Below are 21,855 nucleotides of genomic sequence, written 5' to 3' on the forward strand. Positions count from 1 at the left end.
GTCATTCCCACGAAAGCGGGAATCCAGTAAATAAAAACTAAATATAATTTCCATTAACTTTTTGTTTTTAAAAATTTTGTGTGGATTCCCGCCTTCGCGGGAATGACATCATCTAGGTTATCACTGTGGCTAGAAATAACAGTTCTTATCCTCTTAAAAAACTCTTTCATTAATAGCCCCGAATCTTCGGCAAGAATTCCGCTATATATTTCCGGTCTATGAAAACAAGCACTACTGTTAAAATATCGCAAATTACTTTCTACTGCTCCGTGCTTGGAATCAGAAGCCCCGTAAAATAAACGTTTTAACCTGCTATGAGCTATAGCTGCCGCACACATAGCACAAGGTTCTAAAGTAACGTAAATATCATAATCATTTAAATTTTTAGAAGATATAAGATTACATGCTTCATTAATAGCAATAATTTCAGCATGATAAAGAGCGTTATTTTTTTCCTCCGTATTGTTATGGGTACTAGCAACAATTTTCTGATTTAACCTATCTACAATTACCGCTCCGACCGGGACTTCATTTTTATCAAAAGCAATCTTGGCTTGTTTTAAAGCTTGCTCCATGAAAAAATTATTAAAATTAGCTTCTTTATCAACAATATATTCACGGTAATTTACGTGTTCTTCGATTCCAAAAGGATCTTGGTGGATAATTATTTCAGCCTCCGGAAATTCCTGCAATATTTCAAAAGCAATCTCATCGCTAATTTTATGAGCATTATAAAGCGACATATCGCCGTCCATTTCCAGATGGCACTGGATAAAAGCTTTTTGACCGGCATATCTAGTTTTCATTTCGTGCATACCTTTTGCCCCTAAATGGTTATTAACTATCGAGATAATTTTTTGTCTATCTTGTTCGGGTAATTCATGATCTACTAAATTTTTAAATGCCTTTCTAAATAAAGAATAAGAAGAGTGAAATATATATAACGAAATAACTACACCAAATAATGGGTCAACAAACCAAAAATAATCACTTAAATTTATAGAGATAATTACTATAACATTAGTTAGTAAGTCCGTGAAATAATGAAGCTTATCGGCTTTTACTATTTCCGATCCTGTTTTTTTAATTACATAAGTTTGGTAAAGCACTAAAATAATTGTTAAGAATATACATACATACATTACAGTAGTACCGTCGCTAATATTCTCCGGTTTTGTTTTTTCAAATAAAGATTTAACCGAAGAAAAGCCTACAAAAAAAGCTGACGCAAAGCAAAATATTGATTGAGAAAAAATTGTTAAATCCTGCATTTTTTCATGCCCGAATCGATGATGATGATCCGGCGGTTGCAGGGCAAATCTTAAAGCTATTAGATTAATAAAGGAGGAAGTTATATCAAGCATTGAATCAATTAAAGAAGCAAGGATTGATTGCGAGTCAGTAACGACCCAAGCATATAATTTTATACTTAAAATAATTAATGCCGTAGTAACCGATAAATAAGCTGCCGATTTTATTAACCGATTACGGCTATTAGTATCCATGACAAATCTTTCCAATTTATTTTTTGTAGTTTAACAAAGAAAATATAAAATTCAATTATAATGAGGTTCCGTGAACAAAATTAAAAATAATATTTTAAAATACAAATAATTTAAATTTTGTTTATAGAATCTAGTTTTAGCTTTACAAAATTCTAAAAACCATATACTTATTAAATTATATACTAATTTAGAGAGAATTATATGAAACTATTATCTAAAATTATGATTATAGCTCTTGCAGCTTCTACGTTACAAGCCTGTAACGGTCCGGGCGGTATGAATAAACAAGGTACAGGAACACTTCTTGGCGGTGCTGGCGGCGCATTACTTGGTTCTCAATTCGGTAAGGGCAAAGGACAGCTTGTTGGAGTAGGTGTAGGTGCATTACTTGGAGCAGTTCTTGGTGGACAAGTCGGTGCAGGTATGGATGAGCAGGATAGAAGAATTGCAGAGCTTACCTCACAGAAAGCTTTAGAAACAGCTCCTAACGGTAGTAACGTAGAATGGCGTAATCCGGATAACGGCAATTATGGTTACGTAACACCTAATAAAACTTATAGAAATAGCACTGGTCAATATTGCCGTGAGTACACTCAAACAGTTGTAATAGGCGGAAAACAACAAAAAGCATACGGTAATGCATGCCGCCAACCTGACGGACAATGGCAAGTTGTGAATTGATAGACAAAACGTCATTGCGAGGGAAATTATGAAGTAATTGACGAAGCAATCTCAGGGGTTTTATTATTTCATGAGATTGCCATGCAGCTTATGGCTGCTCTCAATGACGTTATAACAAAAGCAGCAACCTATGACTTTCATCATAACAAGTACGGCATTTAAATAATAATGATCGCATTCCTGGTAAATTTACTTTAAAGGACACAATGTTTCACCGCATCTAGAATGGAGAATGCTCCTTCAGATACTAAATCTTTTGCACGTATAATGGATGATCCGGATGCACCGGTAGAAATAGCACCGCCACACGGTATATGGGATCATTGGGTAATATATAATGTTTCTGCTTCTATTACTAAGCTTTCAGCAGGACAAATAGATAGTAGTATTAAAATTTAAAATAATAGCTGGCAAGAAAAAAAATACGGCGGTCCTTGTCCACCTGCCGGCAAACCTCATCGTTATTTTTTTAAACTATATGCTCTAAATGATTATAAATAACTTAAAACATTAATAACTTTAGTATTTATTACTGGATCCCATGGTCAAGCCACGGGATGACAGAAGTGAACTGACACATGCAAAAACCTATAATCGAGTTTCGTAACGTATCTAAAAAATTCGGTAATAAATTGCCGATAAATAACGTTAGTTTCACTGTCAAAAAAAATAATATCACTACTTTAATTGGACCTAACGGTGCAGGTAAAACTACCATAGTACGATTAATGCTTGGGCTTGAAAAACCTACAAGCGGCGAGATTATAATTGATCCCAAACTAAAAATTGGATATGTACCGCAGAAGTTCGGATTAACCCCTGATTTACCTATTACAGTAAAAAAATTTTTAGATTTGTTAGCACCAAGTAATTTTAATGACAATATTAAAGAGATTAACTCATTTATTGATTTGGAACATATAAAAGATCAAGAAATTTCTAAGCTCTCAGGAGGGCAGTTTCAAAAGGTAGTGCTTGCATGTTCAATAGTTAATAATCCCGACTTAATTATTTTAGATGAACCGTTACAGTCTTTAGACGTAACAAGCCAACAAGAATTTTATCAGCTTATTAATTTGATTCGTAAAAAGCTAAATATTACGGTTTTTATGATTTCTCATGATTTATTTACCGTAATAAAAAACTCCGATCAAGTGATATGCTTAAACGGTCACATATGTTGCAGCGGAATACCAAATGAAATAACTCCTAACTCTGAATTCTCAAATGCACTTTCTGCTCTAGGCTTCTATACCCACCACCATGACCATAAGCATTAGAATTCTTGCATAACTTACTTGTCTCCAAAAGGATCTCTCCTTATTAGCTATGTTATGCAAGAATTCTATTATACTTGAATTGTATTCCACGCTCACCTAAGCTTGTTCTGTAGCATCCCTATCACCTCTACTTTTAATGCATTGTGATCCGTATTATCGAACTGAGTTAAATCATTTTCATTTGTATTACCTGATTCTTGTTGGCCTGTTATCACATTAAACAATTCTTTCGTAGTGAGCCTGGCTTTAGATAAGCTTTTTACCTTATAACTATTTTCAATAAAGAGTTTCTGCTGACCTACTTCCATAGCAAGTAATTTTTTTATACTAAGACCGTAGTCAATTAAGATTTTTATCCGCAAACTATTTTTAATAACTAAGTCTTGCTGACTTGGTTCCATTGCAAGTAATTCTTTCACACTAACACCGGCGTCAGTCAAACTTTTTATATTATAGTCATTTTCAACAAAGAATTCTTGTTTATCGTTTTCTATATTCGAAATTTGTGCAAAAGTAAAACCTATGTTAAGCAACGATATTTCCTCTTCTGTTAAATCTCGGTTAATTTGCTTACTTATTATAATTTGTTGTAGTAATTTACTATCAGTTTTTAGCTCTTCAATAGTAGAATATTGATTAACCTAGTTTATTAGCATTTTTTCCTAAGTTTAATTCTATTGTTGGTACTTCTCGTGTAATAGGATAAACATTTGTTGCATCGCCATATATAAATCTTGCTCCATTGGTTTTGGATGAAGTATAGTGTTTATATCAAGTTTAGGAGTTTGTCCGCTACATCCTACATATAAATTTAATGCTTGTTTTTGTAATGCTTCTCTCAATTTATTTATTATAGGTACAAATAATAATTTATCTTCTTTCCCTAAATGCTCAAATGAATCTAGTACCATAGAAGTGGCTTTTTCATTCTTTTTTACCTCTCCAGCAAGCCAAACATATGACTAAGCTCTTATATTTCCTTTATCATCTGTAATTATATAAAAACCGGCATTTGCTTTACTCATACCGTCTAAAACACATCTTTCGGAATCATGCCCTATAGATTGGCAAGAATTACTAAATTTACCAAGCATAAAACCTCTCATATCATCGGCAGGTAATTTAGAAAAATTATACTTTTTGCCTTTTACCTCTATATCAAAATTAATATCAGACATATAATCTTCTTTTTTTATGATTATTCTACAGAAAACCATAAAACATGGTAATAACCACAAAATATAATAATTTTTAGAAAATAGAAAAGGATTAGATTAATTTTTCTTAACGAAATCAAGGGATGAGTGTTAAGTATAATTTAGAAATACATAAAATAGCAAATTATATAGAGTAACTTGCTATTTATATTAGATCACACCAAATATTGCTTTAAATATCTACCGGTATGGCTTTCCTCACAGGCAACGATGTCGGCAGGGGTGCCACATACAACTATCTTACCACCTTTGTCGCCACCTTCAGGACCGACGTCAATAATATAATCTGCAGTTTTTATAACATCTAAATTATGCTCGATAACTAAAACGGTATTGCCCATATCAACAAGTTTATGTAACACTTTTAACAATTTATTAATATCGTCGATATGTAATCCCGTAGTCGGTTCATCAAGTATATAAAGCGTTTTACCGGTTGAACGTCTTGATAATTCTTTAGCAAGCTTAATGCGTTGTGCTTCACCACCTGAAAGAGTAGTAGCAGACTGACCGATTTTAATATAGCCTAGACCCACTTCATTTAAGGTAATTAATTTTTCATAGATTAACGGTATTTTTTCAAAAAACTGCATCGCATCTTCTACAGTCATCATCAAAATATCGGCAATAGATTTACCTTTATATTTTATTTCAAGCGTTTCTCTATTATATCTGTGACCGTTACAAATATCACACTTTACATATACGTCAGGTAGGAAATGCATCTCTATTTTTATTAGCCCGTCACCTTGGCATGCTTCACATCTACCGCCTTTAACGTTAAACGAAAATCTGCCTACTTTATACCCTCTAGCTTTTGATTCAGGTAATTCCACAAACCAATCCCTAATATGGGTAAAGGCACCTGTATAAGTCGCAGGGTTTGAACGAGGAGTTCTACCTATCGGAGATTGATTAATATCAATAATTTTATCAATATATTCAAGTCCTTTTAACTCTCTATATTTGCCGGGAAATACTTTGCTAGTTGGCTCTAAATGCTTTAGAGCCGCTTTATATAGGGTATGAATCATCAAGCTTGATTTACCGCTTCCCGATACTCCCGTTATAGCGGTAAAAGTACCAAGCGGAATTTTGATATCAACATTATCTAAATTGTTGGAAACCGCCCCAAGTAATTCAATTGCCCTATTATCATGCCCTACTCTTGTTTCAGACGGCACTTTGATTGTTTGACGACCGCTTAGATACCTACCTGTGATACTTTCTTCACAATTCTTTATTTCTTCAGCACTTCCTTCCGCAATAACACGACCGCCGTGAATACCGGCTCCCGGTCCTATATCAATAATATGGTCTGCTTCATATATTGTTTCTTCGTCATGCTCGACTACCAAAACGGTATTACCCAGATCTCTAAGCCTTTTTAGTGTCTCAATTAATCTTGTATTATCTCGTTGATGAAGACCGATAGACGGCTCATCAAGTACATATAAAACACCGCTTAGTCCTGAACCTATTTGAGATGCAAGACGAATACGCTGACTTTCCCCCCCCGATAAAGTACCTGCTTCTCGTGATAACGTTAGATAATCAAGCCCGACATTCATAAGAAATTTTAATCTCTCGGTAATTTCTTTGAGTATACGCTCAGCAATAAATAATTGCTTTTTATTTAATTTTTCTTCTAAGTGACTAAACCATTTTTGCAAGTCTGCAATACTCATACCTGCTACTTCGCCTATATGAAAATTTGCTATTTTAACGCATAATGCTTCATCTTTTAATCTAAACCCTGAACAAGCAGTACATTTATGCTCTGACTTAAATTTAGTTAGTTCTTCTTTAATTAAAACCGATTCTATAATACGGTCCTTTTCTTGCAAACTTGGTATTATACCGGCAAAAGGTTGTTTTATTATTTGCGTTTTAGAACCATCGTGAAATTCAAACTTTATTACCTCTTCTCCTGAACCTTCAAATAAAATATCCTTAACATTTTGTGATAAACTTACAAAAGGTACTGCAATAGAAAATTTATAATGATCGGCAAGAGCCTTGAATGTCTCTAGGATAAATTTAGAAGATGTACTACCCCAAGGCACTATTGCACCGTCTTTAATAGAAATTCCTTGATCCGGAACTATTAAATCTCTATCAAAGAAAAACTCCTTACCTATCCCTTCACATTTAGGACATGCTCCAAAAGGGCTATTAAAAGAAAAGATTCGAGGCTCTATTTCAGTAAGCTGAAAACCCGATACCGAACAAGAATATTGCTCGGAAAAAGTAATACGCTGATTTTGTTCAAACTCGCTCTTAACTGCCGGCGGTAATTCTACAATTTCCAAATAAGTAATACCTTCGGCAAGATTTAATGAACTCTCTAAGCTATCTGCAAGTCTATTACCTAAACTTTCGTCTAGAACTATTCTATCAACGATCACTTCTATATTATGCTTCTTATTTTTATCAAGTTTCGGTAAATCATCAATTTCGCAAACTTCCCCGTTAACTATTAATTTCTGAAAGCCTTGCTTTTTCAGATTCATAATTTCACGCTTGAACTCACCCTTATGTCCTCTAACAATAGGAGCGAGTAAATATATTTTCGTACCCTTAGGTAGTTCGTTAATTATATCTACCATCTCGGAAACTGTTTGGCTATGTATCGGAAGACCGGTTGCCGGAGAGTAAGGAATACCCACCCTTGCATATAATAACCTAAGGTAATCGTAAATTTCCGTTATAGTTCCAACCGTAGAACGTGGATTTTTGGAAGTAGTTTTTTGGTCAATTGCAATAGCAGGCGATAATCCGGAAATAGATTCTACATTAGGTTTATTTTGTAAATGTAAGAATTGCCTTGCATATGAAGATAAACTTTCAACATATCGCCTTTGACCTTCTGCATAAATAGTATCAAACGCTAAAGAAGACTTGCCTGAACCGCTAAGACCGGTGATAACAACAAATTTATTCCTTGGAATATTAACATTTATATTTTTTAGATTATGCTCTTTAGCACCGCGTACCTTAATATATTCTTGGTTCATAATCACTTCACTACAAAATTTTTGAGATATTTTTTAAAAAACCTGTAGTATTATAGGCTCTTTTATTTTATTATTGCAATAATAATATTTTAAAGTAGGTAGTAATCTATGGCAGGTAGTTTAAATAAAGTAATATTAATAGGTAATGTAGGACGTGATCCGGAAATGAGAACTACGGGCGAAGGGAAAAAAATCATTAATCTTTCCTTAGCAACAACCGAAACTTGGAAAGATCGCATTACCAGCGAACGAAAAGAACGAACTGAATGGCATAGAGTAGTGATATTTAGTGAAGGGTTAGTATCTGTTGCAGAACGCTATATCACCAAAGGTAGCAAATTATATATTGAAGGTTCATTGCAAACCCGTAAGTGGAATGATAATTCAGGTCAAGAAAAATATACCACGGAAGTTGTGTTACAAAACTTTAATTCACAATTAATATTATTAGATAGTAAAAACTCTAATAATCATACTCAAGATTCAGGGCATAGCGAATATAAACATCCTGAAACTAAAAATCATTCCTTTGACCATAGCGACTTAGACGACGAAATACCGTTTTAATCAAAATTGTTATGAAAAATTTTATTTGGGCAATAATATTTTTAATACCAATATTTCTTTCAGGGTGTTCTACTATTCATGATGTAGCTAGCAGGGTAAAGCATTTACAAGATATAGCAACTCAAAATAACTTTCAGATGAGGCTAGTAAACGGTGGTGATTTTACTCTTACGACTTATCAGCGTATTACCGACCGTAACCTACCTTTTGTATTCTATATTGAGGGAGATGGACATCTTGCGGATGGATCTGTTAATTCCGACAACCCTACTCCTGTTAATCCGATGCTCTTAAAGCTTGCTACAATGGATAAAAGACCGAATATTGTTTATATAGCAAGACCTTGCCAATATACTCCTTTAGAAATGAACTCAAAATGCATTAGCGATTATTGGTTAGATAAAAGAATGGGGCAGGAAGTCGTAGATTCAATTAACAATGTCATAAATATTATCAATAACGGACAAAAATTTAGCTTAGTCGGCTTCTCCGGTGGCGGCGGACTTACAATATTAATTGCCGCTCAAAATAGTAATGTTAAAGATATTATAACGATTGCCGGTAATTTAGATACTAAAAAGTTTGATAAATATCATAATTATCGTGGTTACTTAGTTAAATCTTTAAACCCGATAAATTATGCAAAACAGGTTAATAATATCCCTCAATTACATCTCTCCGGCATGGATGACAAAAGAGTCCCGCCTTTCATAGCAGCACTTTACGTAAAAACAAGTAACTCACCGTGTGTAAAAAAGCAAACTTTTCCTAATATTTCTCATGCAAAAGGTTGGGATAAAGTTTGGTCTAATATATTAGATTCCTCTGATTTGTAATTAGGCATTAGGAAATATTATTAATCTATATTCAAGCACTTATCATGGCTTTTGCCCTTAATGTTATGCAGGCTGTACCAAATTGTTTTAGACATTTTCCAATCTTTAAACGCTTTACTTCTGTAACATTTACATATGCTGTATCAGCTGCTTGTATGTATGTTATTAGCTCTTTTGGTTTTATTTAATAAAAACCTTTGGAAACTGGGGAGTATTAATTATTATGATTCCAACAAGTATTGGATTTGGTATATTTCATTTTGAAAAATTGGAGAAAGACAGTGGAAATTATCTGACAAAATCTTTTGCTCCTTCTCCGGTGATGTCTGCTTAATTGATAAATATTTATAGCAGGTTTCCTATAATATCTCTGAGTTTAAGACACTCAGCAAAAATTATAAAATGCGTATTATTAGAGAATTAAAGAACATAATCAGAAGTTTTAATAATTATAATCTATAATATTGCCGATGTTTCACTAAACCTTGCAGCTTAAGACCGCCTTTAGCACGCATCCATCGCAGTAACTCGTTAGCAGCGTTTGCATATTCACCTCGATTTAGCTTTTGCCGCAATGTTGATGCTTGAAATGCCCCAGCCCCACAGTTGAAAATAAACGAGATTAAGGCGGCTTGTTGGTTTTCGGTTAATGGCATACCCTAGTGGACGATTATCAACACATTTACCAGCTTCGAGTAATTATTATTTATCTTTCTACAGATCCTCGCTTGCTTTTTTGCTATATATTCTTGGGAGTAGTAATAGAGATTTATGTTTGTTAATAGTAGCCCTTATGCGTTCTAGTGTTTGTTTAGTATTTTTATTAGCATGTGTTATAGTATCCATATAAATACCTACTTCTTTCTGTTCTTTTTTGAAAGCTTCTTTATTTCCTATGTTAGCCAAAGTTTTAAAACTATGTTTTATAACTTGTCCAATATTTTAAAAACATGCGAATTATCTTTTTTAGCTGTTTCTTTGCACCATATATCTAGATTCTCTAATTCTTTTTTGATTTCTTGAGAAATTGCTTTTGTGTTTTCAGGATTTTCCTTCCCTTTTCATAAGTATTAATAATCTTTTCTAATTTTTCTTTAAACTCTTTTTCATTATTACTCGGTTTTAAATTAAGCATTACACCAGAATGGTCTGATGATAGTTCCATTTCTTCTTTTAATCCATTATTAGCTCCATTAATTTTCATATTTATGTCTACATATAGAGCTATACTTGTGATATCATGATTATTAAATATTAGTTAACACAAAAGAAATTAAAGCTTTAATTAATAAACTTGAGAAATATTTTTAATTAAATTATTAATATTTCGTTTTATAAGGTGATAAATTTACTATTTAGAAGAAAGAGCAGAGCTGCTTAGTTTAGAGACTTGGTGAAAGACAATTAATATTCAGTTAAACAGTCAAAAGCTTGATTTTATGCTGCATCTGCAGTTTGATACGTTTTGTAGAAATACCGAAAAAGAAGAATGGCGCACCCTAAAGGATTCGAACCTCTGACCCACAGATTAGAAATCTGTTGCTCTATCCAGCTGAGCTAAGGGTGCTAAACATTTATGGTAAACGTTATATCAGTTTAAGCAAAGTTTTTCAAGGATTCTTTTTTTATTAAAAATAATAAGCAAATATGATAAAAAATATTCATGGATAAATTCTACAATTACAATTCTTCTTCACATCAGGCTTTACTTAGTTTTAAAGTAAAGCCTAATTCTAAACAAAATCTCATTAGCAATTTTGTAATTATTAATAATATCCCATATCTAAAATTATCTATAAAAGCAATACCGGCACAAGGTAAAGCGAATGAAGAAATCATAAATTATTTAGCAAAAGAATGGAAATTATCACGTAGTAATATCGAAATTATTAAAGGTCATACTCATAGCTTAAAAACGATATTGATAAAAAATATTCATGAAGACTATTTAAATTTGATTATTAATTCCTATATTAAATAAGGTACAGTTGTTGCTAGACTTCCAATGTCATTCCCGCACAGGCGGGAATCCAGTTTATATTTATTATTTTCTAGATTCCTGCTTCCGCAGGAATGACATAAGCAGTCATATGACGAAAAAATAATTTATTAACTGGAATAATTATGACACAAGAAAAAAAGAAATTTGATGCCGAGGTTGGCAAGATTTTAAATTTAATGATTCACTCTCTTTATAGTAATAAAGAGATTTTTATGAGGGAGTTAATTTCCAATGCTTCGGATGCTTGTGATAAATTACGTTATTTATCTCAAAGTAATAGTGAATTAGTAGCTGGCAATAGCAATTTTAAAATTACGGTTAAAGTCGATAAGGATAACGGACAAATCATTATCCGTGATAACGGCATCGGCATGAATAAAGACGATTTAATTGAAAATCTCGGTACTATTGCAAGATCGGGTACGGCAAATTTTCTTAGAAGCCTATCCGGTGATTCTAAAAAAGACAATATGCTAATCGGTCAATTTGGTGTTGGATTTTATTCAAGCTTTATGGTAGCCGATAAAGTGACTGTAACCTCAAGAAAAGCTGGGGAAGATAAAGTCCATATTTGGGAATCAGACGGGCTTGGTGAATATACTGTCTCAGACTCAGATAAAGAGTTCACAAGAGGCACGGAAATCGTTTTACATATCAAAAAGGAAGAAGATACATTCCTTGATCATTTTAGATTAAAACACATCGTTAAAAGCTATTCCGATCACATAGCAGTACCGATATATTTCTTTGATGAAGCTGGTAATAATGAAATCCAGCTTAATTCAGCTTCTGCATTATGGACAAGACCGAAATCGGAAATTACGGAAGAACAATATAAAGAATTCTACAAAAGCCTATCTTATGCCGTTGATGACCCTTGGATAACTATGCATAATAAAAACGAGGGAACTATAGAATTTACTAACCTACTTTTCATTCCATCAAGCAAAACATTTGATTTATTCCACCCTGATCGCAAAAGGCGAGTAAAATTATATATAAAAAGAGTATTTATATCTGATGAGAATATAGATTTAATCCCGTCATATTTAAGATTTTTACGAGGCGTGGTTGATTCAGAAGATTTACCACTAAATATTAGCCGTGAATCACTGCAGCATAATAGCGTGCTTGAGAAAATCAAAAATGCTATTACAAAAAGAGTGCTTGGCGAGCTTAGAAAAAAGAAAGAGGAATCACCTGAAGAATATAATAAGTTTTGGGCTAATTTCGGCGGTGCTTTAAAAGAGGGTTTATGTGAGGCTACTACCGATCATGAAAAATTATTAGAGGTATGCATATTCAGAAGTGCCTTGCATAATAAAATGATCAGCCTTGACGAATATATAACGAATTTTAAAGAAGGGCAGAGTACTATATATTATTTAAGTGGTGATAACCCCGATAAATTACTTTCAAGCCCACAAATCGAAGGGTTGTTAAGTAAAAAAATCGATGTATTACTTTTTACCGATACAGTGGATGATTTTTGGGTAAATGTTAATAGCAAATATAAAGAACATGCTATTAAATCAGCGACAAGAAGCGATATCGATGTAGAGCAAACTACTTCACAATCTGAGGAGAAAAATACAGATAGTAAAAAATCCGATGATGAATATAAATTGCTAACAGATTATTTTAAAGAGACACTAGGGGAGTTGGTAAAAGAAGTTAAGATCTCTAAAAAACTTACTTCAAGTCCTGCTTGTCTTGCCGTTAGCGACGCTGCTATGGATATTCGTATGGAGAGATTTTTGATTGAGCAGAAACAAATAGCTAATGCCTCAGCTAAAAATCTAGAGTTAAACCCTAAAAATAAAATCATAGAGAAAATCTTTAACGACTTAAAAGCAAATAATAAAAATAATGAAGAATTGGTTAATCTAATATTTGATCAAGCCTGTATTTTAGAGGGTGAACCGGTTGCTGATACAGGTGCATTTTCAAAGAGATTAAACGATATTGTACAAAAAGCCATATTATCACTTTAAACTTTTTTAATTTTAATGTAGAATGGTTGCAAACGTGAGTTTAGAAGTATTGTTCTGTTCGATGTCATTCCCGCGTAGGCGGGAATCCAGGAAGAACGTTCAAAATATCTGATTATAGAATTTTATAATTAATAAAATGGATTCCCGCCTACGCGGGAATGACATCGAGAAAATGTCTTATTACGATACTATATTTAGCAAACATATATATAAGATCAAAAGCGAAGGAAGATATCGAGAATTTAAGGCCTTAAAAAGACAAGCCGATAATTTTCCTTTTGCAGAACACGCTAATAAACAAATAGTTATGTGGTGCATTAATGACTATTTGGGTATGAGTAAACATGCAAAAGTAATGCAAGCTTCTATAGATGCCTTGCTAAAATACGGTGTTGGATCAGGCGGAACTCGCAATATCGGCGGTAATAATATCGCCATTCTTGAGCTTGAAAAAGAACTTGCAAATTTACACAAAAAGCAAGCAGCTTTAGTTTTTACATCCGGTTTTGTTGCAAATGATACAACGCTTGCAAGTCTTGCTAAAATCATGCCGGATATAGTATTTTTCTCCGATGAGCTAAATCATGCATCAATCATTGCAGGGATTACAAGTTCAAGAGCCGAGAAATATATATATAGACATTTAGACGTTAAGCATCTAGAAGAGCTTTTACAATCAGTCGATATTAATAGACCGAAAATTATTGTTTTTGAATCGGCTTACTCTATGGACGGTTTTTTCTCACCTATCAAAGATATAATCAACTTAGCCAAAAAATATAATGCTTTAACCTTTATCGATGAAGTTCATACGGTCGGTTTATACGGTAAACAGGGTAGCGGTATTGCCGAGCTTCTTAATTGTAGTGATCAAATCGATATTATTCAAGGGACGCTTGCCAAAGCATATGGTACTATAGGCGGTTATATCACTAGTAACCATAATTTAGTCGACGCTATAAGACTAACCGCTCCAGGGTTTATTTTCACTACTTCATTGCCGCCGGTAATTTCTACCGCTGCAACGCATAGTATTAGACATCTTAAAGAATCGAATGAAGAACGAATAAAACATCAAGAAGTAGTTACAAAACTTAAAAATTCTTTTGAACGTTTTAATATACCTTATTTGAAAAATGCAAGTCATATAGTGCCGATAATTATTGGTGATCCGATTAAAGCGGCGAAAGCCTCAAATATGCTCCTTAATGAATACGGTATTTACGTTCAACATATCAATTTTCCAACCGTACCGAGAGGTACGGAACGCCTCCGAATCATCCCAACCCCTGCCCATACCGACAAAATGATCAATGATTTATCTGTAGCTTTAGTGCAGATATTTGCCGAACTTGATATAGAATTATCTTCTGCTAAAGAACTTAACGAAGAAGTACGCTTAAATCTTATTGCTTAACGCCATTGTGAGGAAAATTACACAGTAATTGACGAAGCAGTCTAATAAAAAATGTTCTTATTACTGCGTGGCATTGTTGCGCGGATCGGTTTTCCGTCATTGCGAGAAGAATTACGTAGTAATTCGACGAAGCAATCCAGTAAAAAATTCTGATTTACAGAATTTTTTTAATTATTTTTTTGGATTGCTACGTCGCTTCGCGCCTCGCAATGACGATTTGGCCTCCACGCAACAATGCTTTCAGTTGTTTAGCTCATGATGATATCTATCTTTGGTTAACAATGCCACAAATCTTATACCCAATTTATTTGCTTTTGCTCCTAAATCATCTAGTTTATTGAAATATACTCTAAAAAAAGTAAGATATAACCCTGTAAATTCTCTTTAAAAAATAAAGGGTTACCCCATAAATACCTTATCTTTATGTAATTTAAAAAATAGTTGTATTTTTATACCAATATAATATTAATTTTTTATTTCTATATAATTAATTTGTTTACTTTGAAGCATTTATAATTTATTTTTTCTGCAAAATTTCAATACAAAGCTGTAATTATTGAGCTTTTAACTCAGATAAAGAACAAACGAGCAATAACAAAAAAGAAAAAAGTACTTCTACAAAATCGACTACGGCTAGTCGCTTAGCGCATGACAATATCCATCTTTAATTTAGCAATGTCTAAAAAATAAAGTAATATGAATTTTAACTTAATATAATTACCGAATATGTCTTTTTTTGACCGCAAAACTGCAATTATTAAACTCCTTAAAACTCATGCCGGCAAAGAGTTTACTGCTTCTAAAATAGCAACCTGGCTAGTTGATACTTATCCTGAAGAAGCAAAGAACAAAGAGGAAGCAAGCAATGATAAACGATTACTTAATGCTAAAAGCAAAGTAAGAAAGAGAAAAATTATTATCATAATTTATAGAAATGAATTGAATAAGCTATTGAACGCTATACAAAAAATAGAAGTGAAAATTAAAATAACCAAGAGAGGACGCTGGTTTAGATATTGTTATGTTAACAATATTAATAACATAATTAATCATGATAATAAATGCTATGAGATATTTGATCTTAAATCCGCAATTATTAAGTTTCTTAAGATTAATACCGGAAAAGAATTTACTGCTTTCCAAATAGCCGTATGAATAGTTGAAACGTACTCTCAAGAGGCTGCTCGAAAAGTGCAAACAATTAACGATAAGCTATTAATGAGCGTTAACAAGATGAGCAACACAAAAGAAATAGCGATACTTTTGTATAAAAATGAAATGAAGACGCTATTACCTACAACCATAACCGAACATTAAGATAATAAAAAAAGGGCTTTTGACTAAAAATATTGTTATGTTAATAATACTAATAGAGCGGTGAATTATAATGAGGTATATTATAATAAAAAATTTGACCGTAAAAATGCAGTTATTGAGTTCCTTAAGCTCATCCAGGGAAAGAATTTAGTAATGCTCAAATAGCCACATGGATTGTTAATACTTATCCTGACGAAACAAAACGAAAAGTACAAACAAGCAACGACAAACGATTACTTAGCACTAAGAATAAAGTAGCAGATAGCAGAAAAAAATCATCATAATGATTTATAGACACGAATTAAACAGGTTATTACGTACTATATCAAACATCGAACTGGATATTAATACAATAAAAAAGGGGAAATCGGGCTAAATATTGTTATATTAATAATACCGATAAGATATTTGATATATCCAAAATTATTAAAGCCCTTGAAAATTATAAGAAGCAGAAGCTTACTGCTATGGAAATGGCTCAATTGCTGTTAAGTGCTAACGCGAAATAGTTAGTGATTGCAAAAATAGACGACTATATGCTAGCAAAGGTGAGTTCTGCGAAACTCACAGTTAGCAATGCCTAATCCTAATGGGATTTTACAAAAACTATTGCATATTTCAGCTCTTTAGTTTATTTTGATTAGCAAACTATATACAGAATTAATGGATTATTAAAATGGGAATTACCATATTAAAAAATGAAGGATTGGATTTTCATGCAAGAATTTCTACTCCTTTAAGTGAGATAGATGACGATATTCAAAAAGAATTACTTGATTTAACCAAAAAAGTTAAAATAGCAGGTTTTAGAGCCGGTAAAGTACCGGTTTCAATTGTTAAGAAAAAATACGGTACTTCTGTCAGGAATGATATAATAGAAAGAAGAATTAACCATTCAGTAAACCACATTATTAAAGAGCATAATCTAAATATAATCGGTAGACCCAAAATTGAAGAATTACAAAACGAATCCGATAAAGCTTTAGAATTTACCGTAAAAATAGAGCTATTACCCAAAATTACTATTCCGGATTTAAAACAAATCTCACTAGATCGGCCAACGTTAGAAGTAAACTCTAAAGATGTTGAAGAACAACTAGAAAAACTTGCCGCATTAACAAAAAACTATACTAAAGAAAGTAAAGCAAAAATAAAAGACGGAGATCAGGTTACTATTGATGCAATCGGGTACATCAAGGAGAAAGCTTTTGAGGACGGTAAATTAAATGATTTTAAGGTAATAATAGGTAGTAATGCACTTATTCCCGGTTTTGAGAAACAATTAATAGGTTCTAAAACAGGTAGTGAAGTAGATGTTAATGTTACTTTTCCTGAAAATTACCATGCTAAAGATTTAGCAGGTAAGGATGCTCGTTTTGTAGTACAAATTAAAGCAGTACATACTGCAGAACCTACCGTTATCGATGACGAATTTGCTAAAAAATTCCAAAGTAATAGCCTTGAAGAATTGCGTACACATTTTACTAAACAAATAGAAAATGAGTCGGAAGAAGCTATTAATACTATAATGAAAATGAACTTATTTGATAAGTTAGAAAAATTGTTAGATTTTGATGTACCGGAATCTTTATTAGAGCAAGAAAAAAATATTCTAAAGTCCGAAACCGATAAAAATGAACAAGATGAATCATTATTGAAAGATAAATCCTCTAAAGAAATAACAGTATATTATAATAAATTAGCCCTACGCCGTGTGCGAATAGGCTTATTACTTGCTGAATATGCAAAATCTAAAAATTTGCAATTAGAGCCTGATGATTTAAGAAAAGTTATTATGCAACAAGCACGTAATTTTCCTGGGCAGGAAAATATGGTATTTGATTTTTATAAAAATAATCCTAGAGCAATTGAAGGACTTACAGGTCCTGCCTTAGAAGACAAAGCTATACAATATATATTTAATCACGAAATAAAGCTTAACGAAAAGAAATATACTAAGGAAGAGCTAGAGAAATATCTAGAAGCAGAAGAGCAACGTATTACTTTAATTTAAAGTTTATTAACTGTCATTGCGAGGGGATATTAGTGCGTGGATATCAAGTCGTCATTGCGAGCGAACGTTAGTGAGCGTGGCAATCTCAGGAATCCTCGCAATGACAATCCTCAGTATCCACGCAGGCAATACCTAGTAGTATTACTCCTGATTTTTTATAGTCCCTAAAGCAAGTTTAACTATTTTATTTACTCCAGCATGAGTGTAGGTAGAGATAGGAAAAACTTCTTTATTAGTAACTTTCTGCAACTTATTTATTTTTTCCTGTATTTCCTCATCTGTGAGAACATCGCATTTATTAAGACATATGATTTCGATTTTATTTTTTAGATAATCGGAATATGATTCAAGCTCAAGACGTACCGTATTATAATCTGCAACTACATCATTACTAGAGCCGTCTATTAAATGTATTAATACATTACATCTTTCTATATGCTTTAAGAATTTATCACCAAGTCCGTGACCTTGATGAGCCCCCTCAATTAAGCCAGGAATATCGGCTATGACAAACTCTTCGTCATCAACATATACCACTCCAAGATTCGGCACTAAAGTAGTAAAGGGATAATCGGCAATTTTAGGCTTGGCTGCCGTTACAACGGATAAAAAAGTAGATTTACCGGCATTTGGAAGCCCCACAAGCCCAACATCAGAGAGAAGTTTTAAACTTAAATGAATCCACATTTCTTCGGCCATTTCTCCTTCCGTACGCTTTCTGGGAGCTTGATTAACCGACGATTTGAAATGGCTGTTACCAAGACCACCACTTCCTCCTTTAATTATTTCAAAGCTTTGATCATCCACAGTGAAATCATGCAATAATATATTGCCGTCCTCGGAAAAGATTTGAGTACCGATCGGAACATCAAGAACTAATGATTTTCCTGATTTACCGCTTCTATTTGAATCTTTACCGTTTTCGCCGTTTTCTGCGGTAAAATGCTGTTTATATCGATAATTTACTAGCGTATTAAGATGGTGATTACTCCTGAAAATAACACTACCGCCACGTCCACCATCACCACCGTCCGGTCCGCCTCTGTCAATAAATTTCTCACGATGGAAACTAACACAACCATTACCGCCGTTCCCACCTTTTATATATATTTTAACTTCATCAATAAAATGCATATGATTTATATTTTCATTGCGAGGAGCGAAGCGACGTGGCAATCTCATCAAATCTCTTGAGATTGCCACGTTCCTTGCAGTCGCTCGCAATGACGACAATGTTTACCTCTCCCGAATACCCTTATACTCTCTATGTACATAACCGGTGTAAAGCTGTCTAGGTCTGCTGATTTTTTGTTCAGGGTCTTCGTACATTTCTTTCCATTGTGCCATCCAGCCTACGGTTCTTGCTATTGCAAAAAGTACCGTGAACATTTGCGACGGTATACCCATAGCTTTATAGATAATACCCGAATAAAAATCAACATTTGGATATAATTTTCTCTCAATAAAATATTCATCTTTAAGAGCAATAGCTTCAAGTTCTATTGCTATTTGTAAGAGCGGATTGTTGTCTAGCTGCCCGAGTTCCTTTAATACTTCTTTGCACGTTTCTTTAAGTACTGCGGCACGCGGGTCATAGTTTTTATATACACGATGACCAAAACCCATTAACCTAAATGGATCATTTTTATCCTTAGCTTTAGCTATATATTTAGGAATATACTCAGAACTACCGATTTCTTTAAGCATATTTATTACCGCTTCATTAGCCCCGCCGTGAGCAGGTCCCCAAAGTGAGGCAATACCCGTGCTAATACAAGCAAAAGGGTTAGCTCCGGATGAGCCGGCAATTCGGACTGTTGAAGTAGAAGCATTCTGCTCATGGTCGGCATGTAGGATAAATATCTTATTAAGAGCATTTTTTATTATTGGATTTACTTTATATTTCGTACAAGGCGTTGCAAACATCATATGCAGAAAATTTTCGGTAAAATCTAACGAATTATCAGGATAAATAAACGGTTGTCCTATAGAATATTTATAAGACATTGCGGCGATGGTAGGTATCTTAGCAATCATTCTAATAGCGGTAAGTTCGTAATCTGCTTCCTTAAAATTCAATAAATCAGGATAAAATGCCGAAAGAGAACCGACAGCCGCAAGCATAATAGCCATAGGATGAGAAGAGCTACAAAAGGTTTGAAATAAATAGTGTAATCTTTCATTCACTAATGAATGATGAGCAACCTGTTTAGTGAAATTATTATACTGCTCTCCACTTGGTAGTTCCCCATAAATCAGTAAATATGCCACGTCTAAAAAATCACTTTTCTCAGCTAAGTCTTTAATATCATACCCTCGATGCCGCAAGATTCCCTGATCACCGTCTATATAGGTGATAGTAGACTGACAAGACGCAGTAGACATAAAACCCGGGTCGTAAGTAAAGCAATCAGCTTCCGCAGATACCCTACTTATATCGATTACATCCTCACCGATACTTGCTTTAAGTATAGGTAATTTAAATATTTTTCCTCTGATTTTTAATTCAGCAAATTCTGAATCATTATTATTTTCATTGGTCATATGGATATACCTTATTTTATACATCAGTAAGTATAACCCTAATTTAATGAAATTAGAAATGAATTATGATTTAAAAATTTTTTTTGATATCTTGCTCAACTTGCAAGGTTAATGAAAATTTAAAACGCACATGCTTCTACTTTCAACTGCAAGCCTCAAGTATTTAATAAAGATCCTATATTGTCGACACTTGGATTACCTTTGCTAGATAACATTCTATATATATGTTGTCTATTTATATGAGCTTCTTTAGAGATTTTTGTTATACCTCCTCTTGCTATAATGGCTTCTTTTAAAGTAGCCATTATAGCTCATTATTATGATCCACGAAATATTGCTCTAACGCTTCATTAATATCCCTACTAATATTTCCTCATTTTGTAATTTTTCTTTTAAATAATCTGTAAACTTTCCATATAACACCCTCAATTTCGTTTATAAACTTCTTCTATTATTTCTAAGACTTTTTTAATATCTTTGCCTTGAGTATCTTTATTACCTGCATTTAATAGCAGAATATCTGTTATAAAAATTGTATTTGTTTAGTGTTTTGCATATTAAACTTAACTAGAGATGATTACACTGTCACATATATACGACTAATTGTCCAGTAGAAAATTATTTTGAAAAGTACGTGAAGCTGTGAGTACTAGATTAATGTACAAGTTATGCAAGAAGTCTATTATTGACTACATACTCCTTAATCTTGAGTAAATCATACCAAGAGGTGCGTTTTTGCATAGGTTGGCGAAGTAAATAGGCAGGGTGGAAGATTGCCGTAGTTTGAATAGGAGCGGATAGATATTTATTGGTATAAAAATAATATTCTTGTCTAATTTTAGTAATACCCGAATTTTTTCCAAGTAAGCTAGTTGCAGCCGTGCTACCGACTAGAATAATTAGCTTCGGGTTAATAAGAGCAATATGCTTCTCGACAAAAGGTCTACAAATATCGACTTCTTCGAACGTCGGCTGTCTATTAGCAGGAGGACGCCAAAATACCGTATTAGTAATATAAGCGTTATTTTTTCGTGAAATTCCGATAGCGTGTAGCATATTATCAAGTAAATTGCCACTTTCGCCGTAAAAAGGTATTCCTTTCAAATCTTCGGTACTTCCCGGGGCTTCGCCTATTAACATAATTTTAGCTTCCAAATTACCGTCACCGAAAACCGTATTAGTAGCAAATTTCTTAAGTTCACAACCATTAAAATTTAGTAGAGATTCTTTTAGTTCTTCGATATTATTAGCTTTATCGGCAAGAGATCTTGCTAGGGTTATATTATCATGAACTTTATCATTCATATTGAATGCAGTTGCTTTTGTAGACATAAGTTTTACTTGTGGCTTTTCAGTTAGTTCAGTATTATTACGTACCTTTAATTGCGGTGGATGTTCATGGCAATAATATTCAACACCGATTGCACTTAACCATTTAAGCGTATTATTCATTATCTTAAAATA

The 21,855-nt window shown here is 33.2% G+C and carries 20 protein-coding genes, 1 tRNA gene and 6 pseudogenes; 12 read left to right on the forward strand and 15 right to left on the reverse strand.

The genetic code is table 11. The features are described from left to right. Positions 1-53 precede the first annotated feature (53 nt). Both A3305_RS09375 and A3305_RS09380 read right to left on the reverse strand, forming a co-directional pair. Positions 54-575 carry a nucleoside deaminase gene (locus tag A3305_RS09375; protein WP_050982634.1) on the reverse strand — a complete coding sequence of 174 codons (522 nt, stop codon included), beginning with the start codon at positions 573-575 and terminating at the stop codon, positions 54-56. Between the two features lie 30 nt (positions 576-605). Continuing rightward, positions 606-1,505: pseudogene (locus A3305_RS09380) on the reverse strand (cation diffusion facilitator family transporter); the annotation flags it as partial. Between the two features lie 201 nt (positions 1,506-1,706). On the opposite strand from A3305_RS09380, the gene A3305_RS02410 reads away from it, so the two are divergent. From A3305_RS02410 to A3305_RS02425, 3 genes and pseudogenes are all read left to right on the forward strand, one after another. Further along, positions 1,707-2,186: an RT0821/Lpp0805 family surface protein gene (locus A3305_RS02410; protein ID WP_014391608.1), complete on the forward strand. Its 480-nt coding sequence runs from the start codon at positions 1,707-1,709 to the stop codon at positions 2,184-2,186. A gap of 130 nt (positions 2,187-2,316) precedes the next feature. Then, positions 2,317-2,681 (forward strand): annotated as a pseudogene (locus tag A3305_RS11455) (YbhB/YbcL family Raf kinase inhibitor-like protein); the annotation flags it as partial. A gap of 83 nt (positions 2,682-2,764) precedes the next feature. Next, entirely contained in the window at positions 2,765-3,466 is a 702-nt protein-coding gene (locus tag A3305_RS02425) for a metal ABC transporter ATP-binding protein (RefSeq protein ID WP_014391610.1), read from the forward strand. A gap of 92 nt (positions 3,467-3,558) precedes the next feature. Here the strand turns inward: A3305_RS02425 and A3305_RS02430 are convergent, their stop codons facing one another. The 4 genes from A3305_RS02430 to uvrA all read right to left on the reverse strand — a co-directional run bounded on the left by A3305_RS02430 (position 3,559) and on the right by uvrA (position 7,700). Then, positions 3,559-3,999: a hypothetical protein gene (locus tag A3305_RS02430; RefSeq protein ID WP_041860463.1), complete on the reverse strand. Its 441-nt coding sequence runs from the start codon at positions 3,997-3,999 to the stop codon at positions 3,559-3,561. A gap of 141 nt (positions 4,000-4,140) precedes the next feature. Next, positions 4,141-4,377 carry a hypothetical protein gene (locus tag A3305_RS02435; RefSeq protein WP_041860545.1) on the reverse strand — a complete coding sequence of 79 codons (237 nt, stop codon included), beginning with the start codon at positions 4,375-4,377 and terminating at the stop codon, positions 4,141-4,143. 51 nt (positions 4,378-4,428) lie between these two features. Continuing rightward, entirely contained in the window at positions 4,429-4,644 is a 216-nt protein-coding gene (locus tag A3305_RS02440; RefSeq protein ID WP_014391611.1) for a hypothetical protein, read from the reverse strand. A gap of 194 nt (positions 4,645-4,838) precedes the next feature. Further along, positions 4,839-7,700 (reverse strand): excinuclease ABC subunit UvrA, encoded by a 2,862-nt coding sequence (gene uvrA, locus A3305_RS02445; RefSeq protein WP_014391612.1) that lies wholly within the window; start codon positions 7,698-7,700, stop codon positions 4,839-4,841. A gap of 108 nt (positions 7,701-7,808) precedes the next feature. Here uvrA and A3305_RS02450 point away from each other — a divergent pair, with 108 nt between their 5' ends. The 3 genes and pseudogenes from A3305_RS02450 to A3305_RS10140 all read left to right on the forward strand — a co-directional run bounded on the left by A3305_RS02450 (position 7,809) and on the right by A3305_RS10140 (position 9,437). Continuing rightward, positions 7,809-8,267, forward strand: a complete 459-nt coding sequence (locus A3305_RS02450; RefSeq protein ID WP_014391613.1) for a single-stranded DNA-binding protein — start codon at positions 7,809-7,811, stop codon at positions 8,265-8,267. Positions 8,268-8,278: 11 nt separating this feature from the next. Beyond that, a pseudogene (locus A3305_RS02455) lies at positions 8,279-9,107 on the forward strand (alpha/beta hydrolase family protein). Between the two features lie 40 nt (positions 9,108-9,147). After that, positions 9,148-9,437, forward strand: a pseudogene (locus A3305_RS10140) (hypothetical protein). Positions 9,438-9,552: 115 nt separating this feature from the next. Here A3305_RS10140 and A3305_RS02465 read toward each other — a convergent pair. From A3305_RS02465 to A3305_RS02475, 4 genes are all read right to left on the reverse strand, one after another. After that, on the reverse strand, positions 9,553-9,759 hold the full coding sequence (locus A3305_RS02465) for a lysozyme (RefSeq protein WP_014391616.1): 207 nt from the start codon (positions 9,757-9,759) through the stop codon (positions 9,553-9,555). A 58-nt stretch (positions 9,760-9,817) separates the two neighbouring features. Continuing rightward, positions 9,818-10,009 (reverse strand): hypothetical protein, encoded by a 192-nt coding sequence (locus A3305_RS10145; protein ID WP_226983973.1) that lies wholly within the window; start codon positions 10,007-10,009, stop codon positions 9,818-9,820. 94 nt (positions 10,010-10,103) lie between these two features. Next, the gene (locus tag A3305_RS10150) at positions 10,104-10,307 is read right to left on the reverse strand and encodes a hypothetical protein (protein ID WP_226983975.1); all 204 of its coding nucleotides are present in this window, start codon (positions 10,305-10,307) and stop codon (positions 10,104-10,106) included. Positions 10,308-10,593: 286 nt separating this feature from the next. Further along, positions 10,594-10,670, reverse strand: a tRNA-Arg gene (locus A3305_RS02475). A gap of 96 nt (positions 10,671-10,766) precedes the next feature. Here A3305_RS02475 and A3305_RS02480 point away from each other — a divergent pair. The 3 genes from A3305_RS02480 (at position 10,767) to hemA (ending at position 14,516) form a co-directional block, all read left to right on the forward strand. Beyond that, a complete protein-coding gene (locus A3305_RS02480; protein WP_014391617.1) occupies positions 10,767-11,084 on the forward strand; it encodes a DUF167 domain-containing protein in 318 nt (105 codons plus the stop codon). A 143-nt stretch (positions 11,085-11,227) separates the two neighbouring features. Next, the gene (htpG, locus tag A3305_RS02485; protein WP_014391618.1) at positions 11,228-13,099 is read left to right on the forward strand and encodes a molecular chaperone HtpG; all 1,872 of its coding nucleotides are present in this window, start codon (positions 11,228-11,230) and stop codon (positions 13,097-13,099) included. A gap of 172 nt (positions 13,100-13,271) precedes the next feature. Further along, positions 13,272-14,516, forward strand: a complete 1,245-nt coding sequence (gene hemA, locus A3305_RS02490; RefSeq protein WP_014391619.1) for a 5-aminolevulinate synthase — start codon at positions 13,272-13,274, stop codon at positions 14,514-14,516. Between the two features lie 83 nt (positions 14,517-14,599). On the opposite strand, the pseudogene A3305_RS11770 reads toward hemA, so the two are convergent. Further along, positions 14,600-14,687, reverse strand: a pseudogene (locus A3305_RS11770) (lytic transglycosylase domain-containing protein); the annotation flags it as partial. A gap of 555 nt (positions 14,688-15,242) precedes the next feature. On the opposite strand from A3305_RS11770, the gene A3305_RS02500 reads away from it, so the two are divergent. From A3305_RS02500 to tig, 3 genes and pseudogenes are all read left to right on the forward strand, one after another. Beyond that, positions 15,243-15,671 carry a hypothetical protein gene (locus A3305_RS02500; protein ID WP_014391620.1) on the forward strand — a complete coding sequence of 143 codons (429 nt, stop codon included), beginning with the start codon at positions 15,243-15,245 and terminating at the stop codon, positions 15,669-15,671. Positions 15,672-15,794: 123 nt separating this feature from the next. Further along, positions 15,795-16,091: pseudogene (locus A3305_RS11460) on the forward strand (hypothetical protein). 418 nt (positions 16,092-16,509) lie between these two features. Further along, the gene (tig, locus tag A3305_RS02515; protein WP_014391622.1) at positions 16,510-17,847 is read left to right on the forward strand and encodes a trigger factor; all 1,338 of its coding nucleotides are present in this window, start codon (positions 16,510-16,512) and stop codon (positions 17,845-17,847) included. A 141-nt stretch (positions 17,848-17,988) separates the two neighbouring features. Here tig and obgE read toward each other — a convergent pair whose 3' ends face one another. From obgE to A3305_RS02530, 4 genes are all read right to left on the reverse strand, one after another. Then, positions 17,989-18,981 carry a GTPase ObgE gene (gene obgE, locus A3305_RS02520; RefSeq protein ID WP_045799363.1) on the reverse strand — a complete coding sequence of 331 codons (993 nt, stop codon included), beginning with the start codon at positions 18,979-18,981 and terminating at the stop codon, positions 17,989-17,991. A gap of 102 nt (positions 18,982-19,083) precedes the next feature. After that, positions 19,084-20,391, reverse strand: a complete 1,308-nt coding sequence (locus A3305_RS02525; protein ID WP_014391624.1) for a citrate synthase — start codon at positions 20,389-20,391, stop codon at positions 19,084-19,086. A 155-nt stretch (positions 20,392-20,546) separates the two neighbouring features. Continuing rightward, entirely contained in the window at positions 20,547-20,696 is a 150-nt protein-coding gene (locus tag A3305_RS09390) for a DNA-binding protein (RefSeq protein ID WP_014391625.1), read from the reverse strand. Between the two features lie 361 nt (positions 20,697-21,057). After that, positions 21,058-21,843, reverse strand: coding sequence for a uracil-DNA glycosylase (locus tag A3305_RS02530; protein ID WP_014391626.1), 786 nt, complete (start codon positions 21,841-21,843; stop codon positions 21,058-21,060). Between the last annotated feature and the right edge of the window lie 12 nt (positions 21,844-21,855).

The sequence above is a fragment of the Rickettsia amblyommatis genome (genome assembly GCF_002078335.1).
GTDB lineage: Bacteria > Pseudomonadota > Alphaproteobacteria > Rickettsiales > Rickettsiaceae > Rickettsia > Rickettsia rickettsii.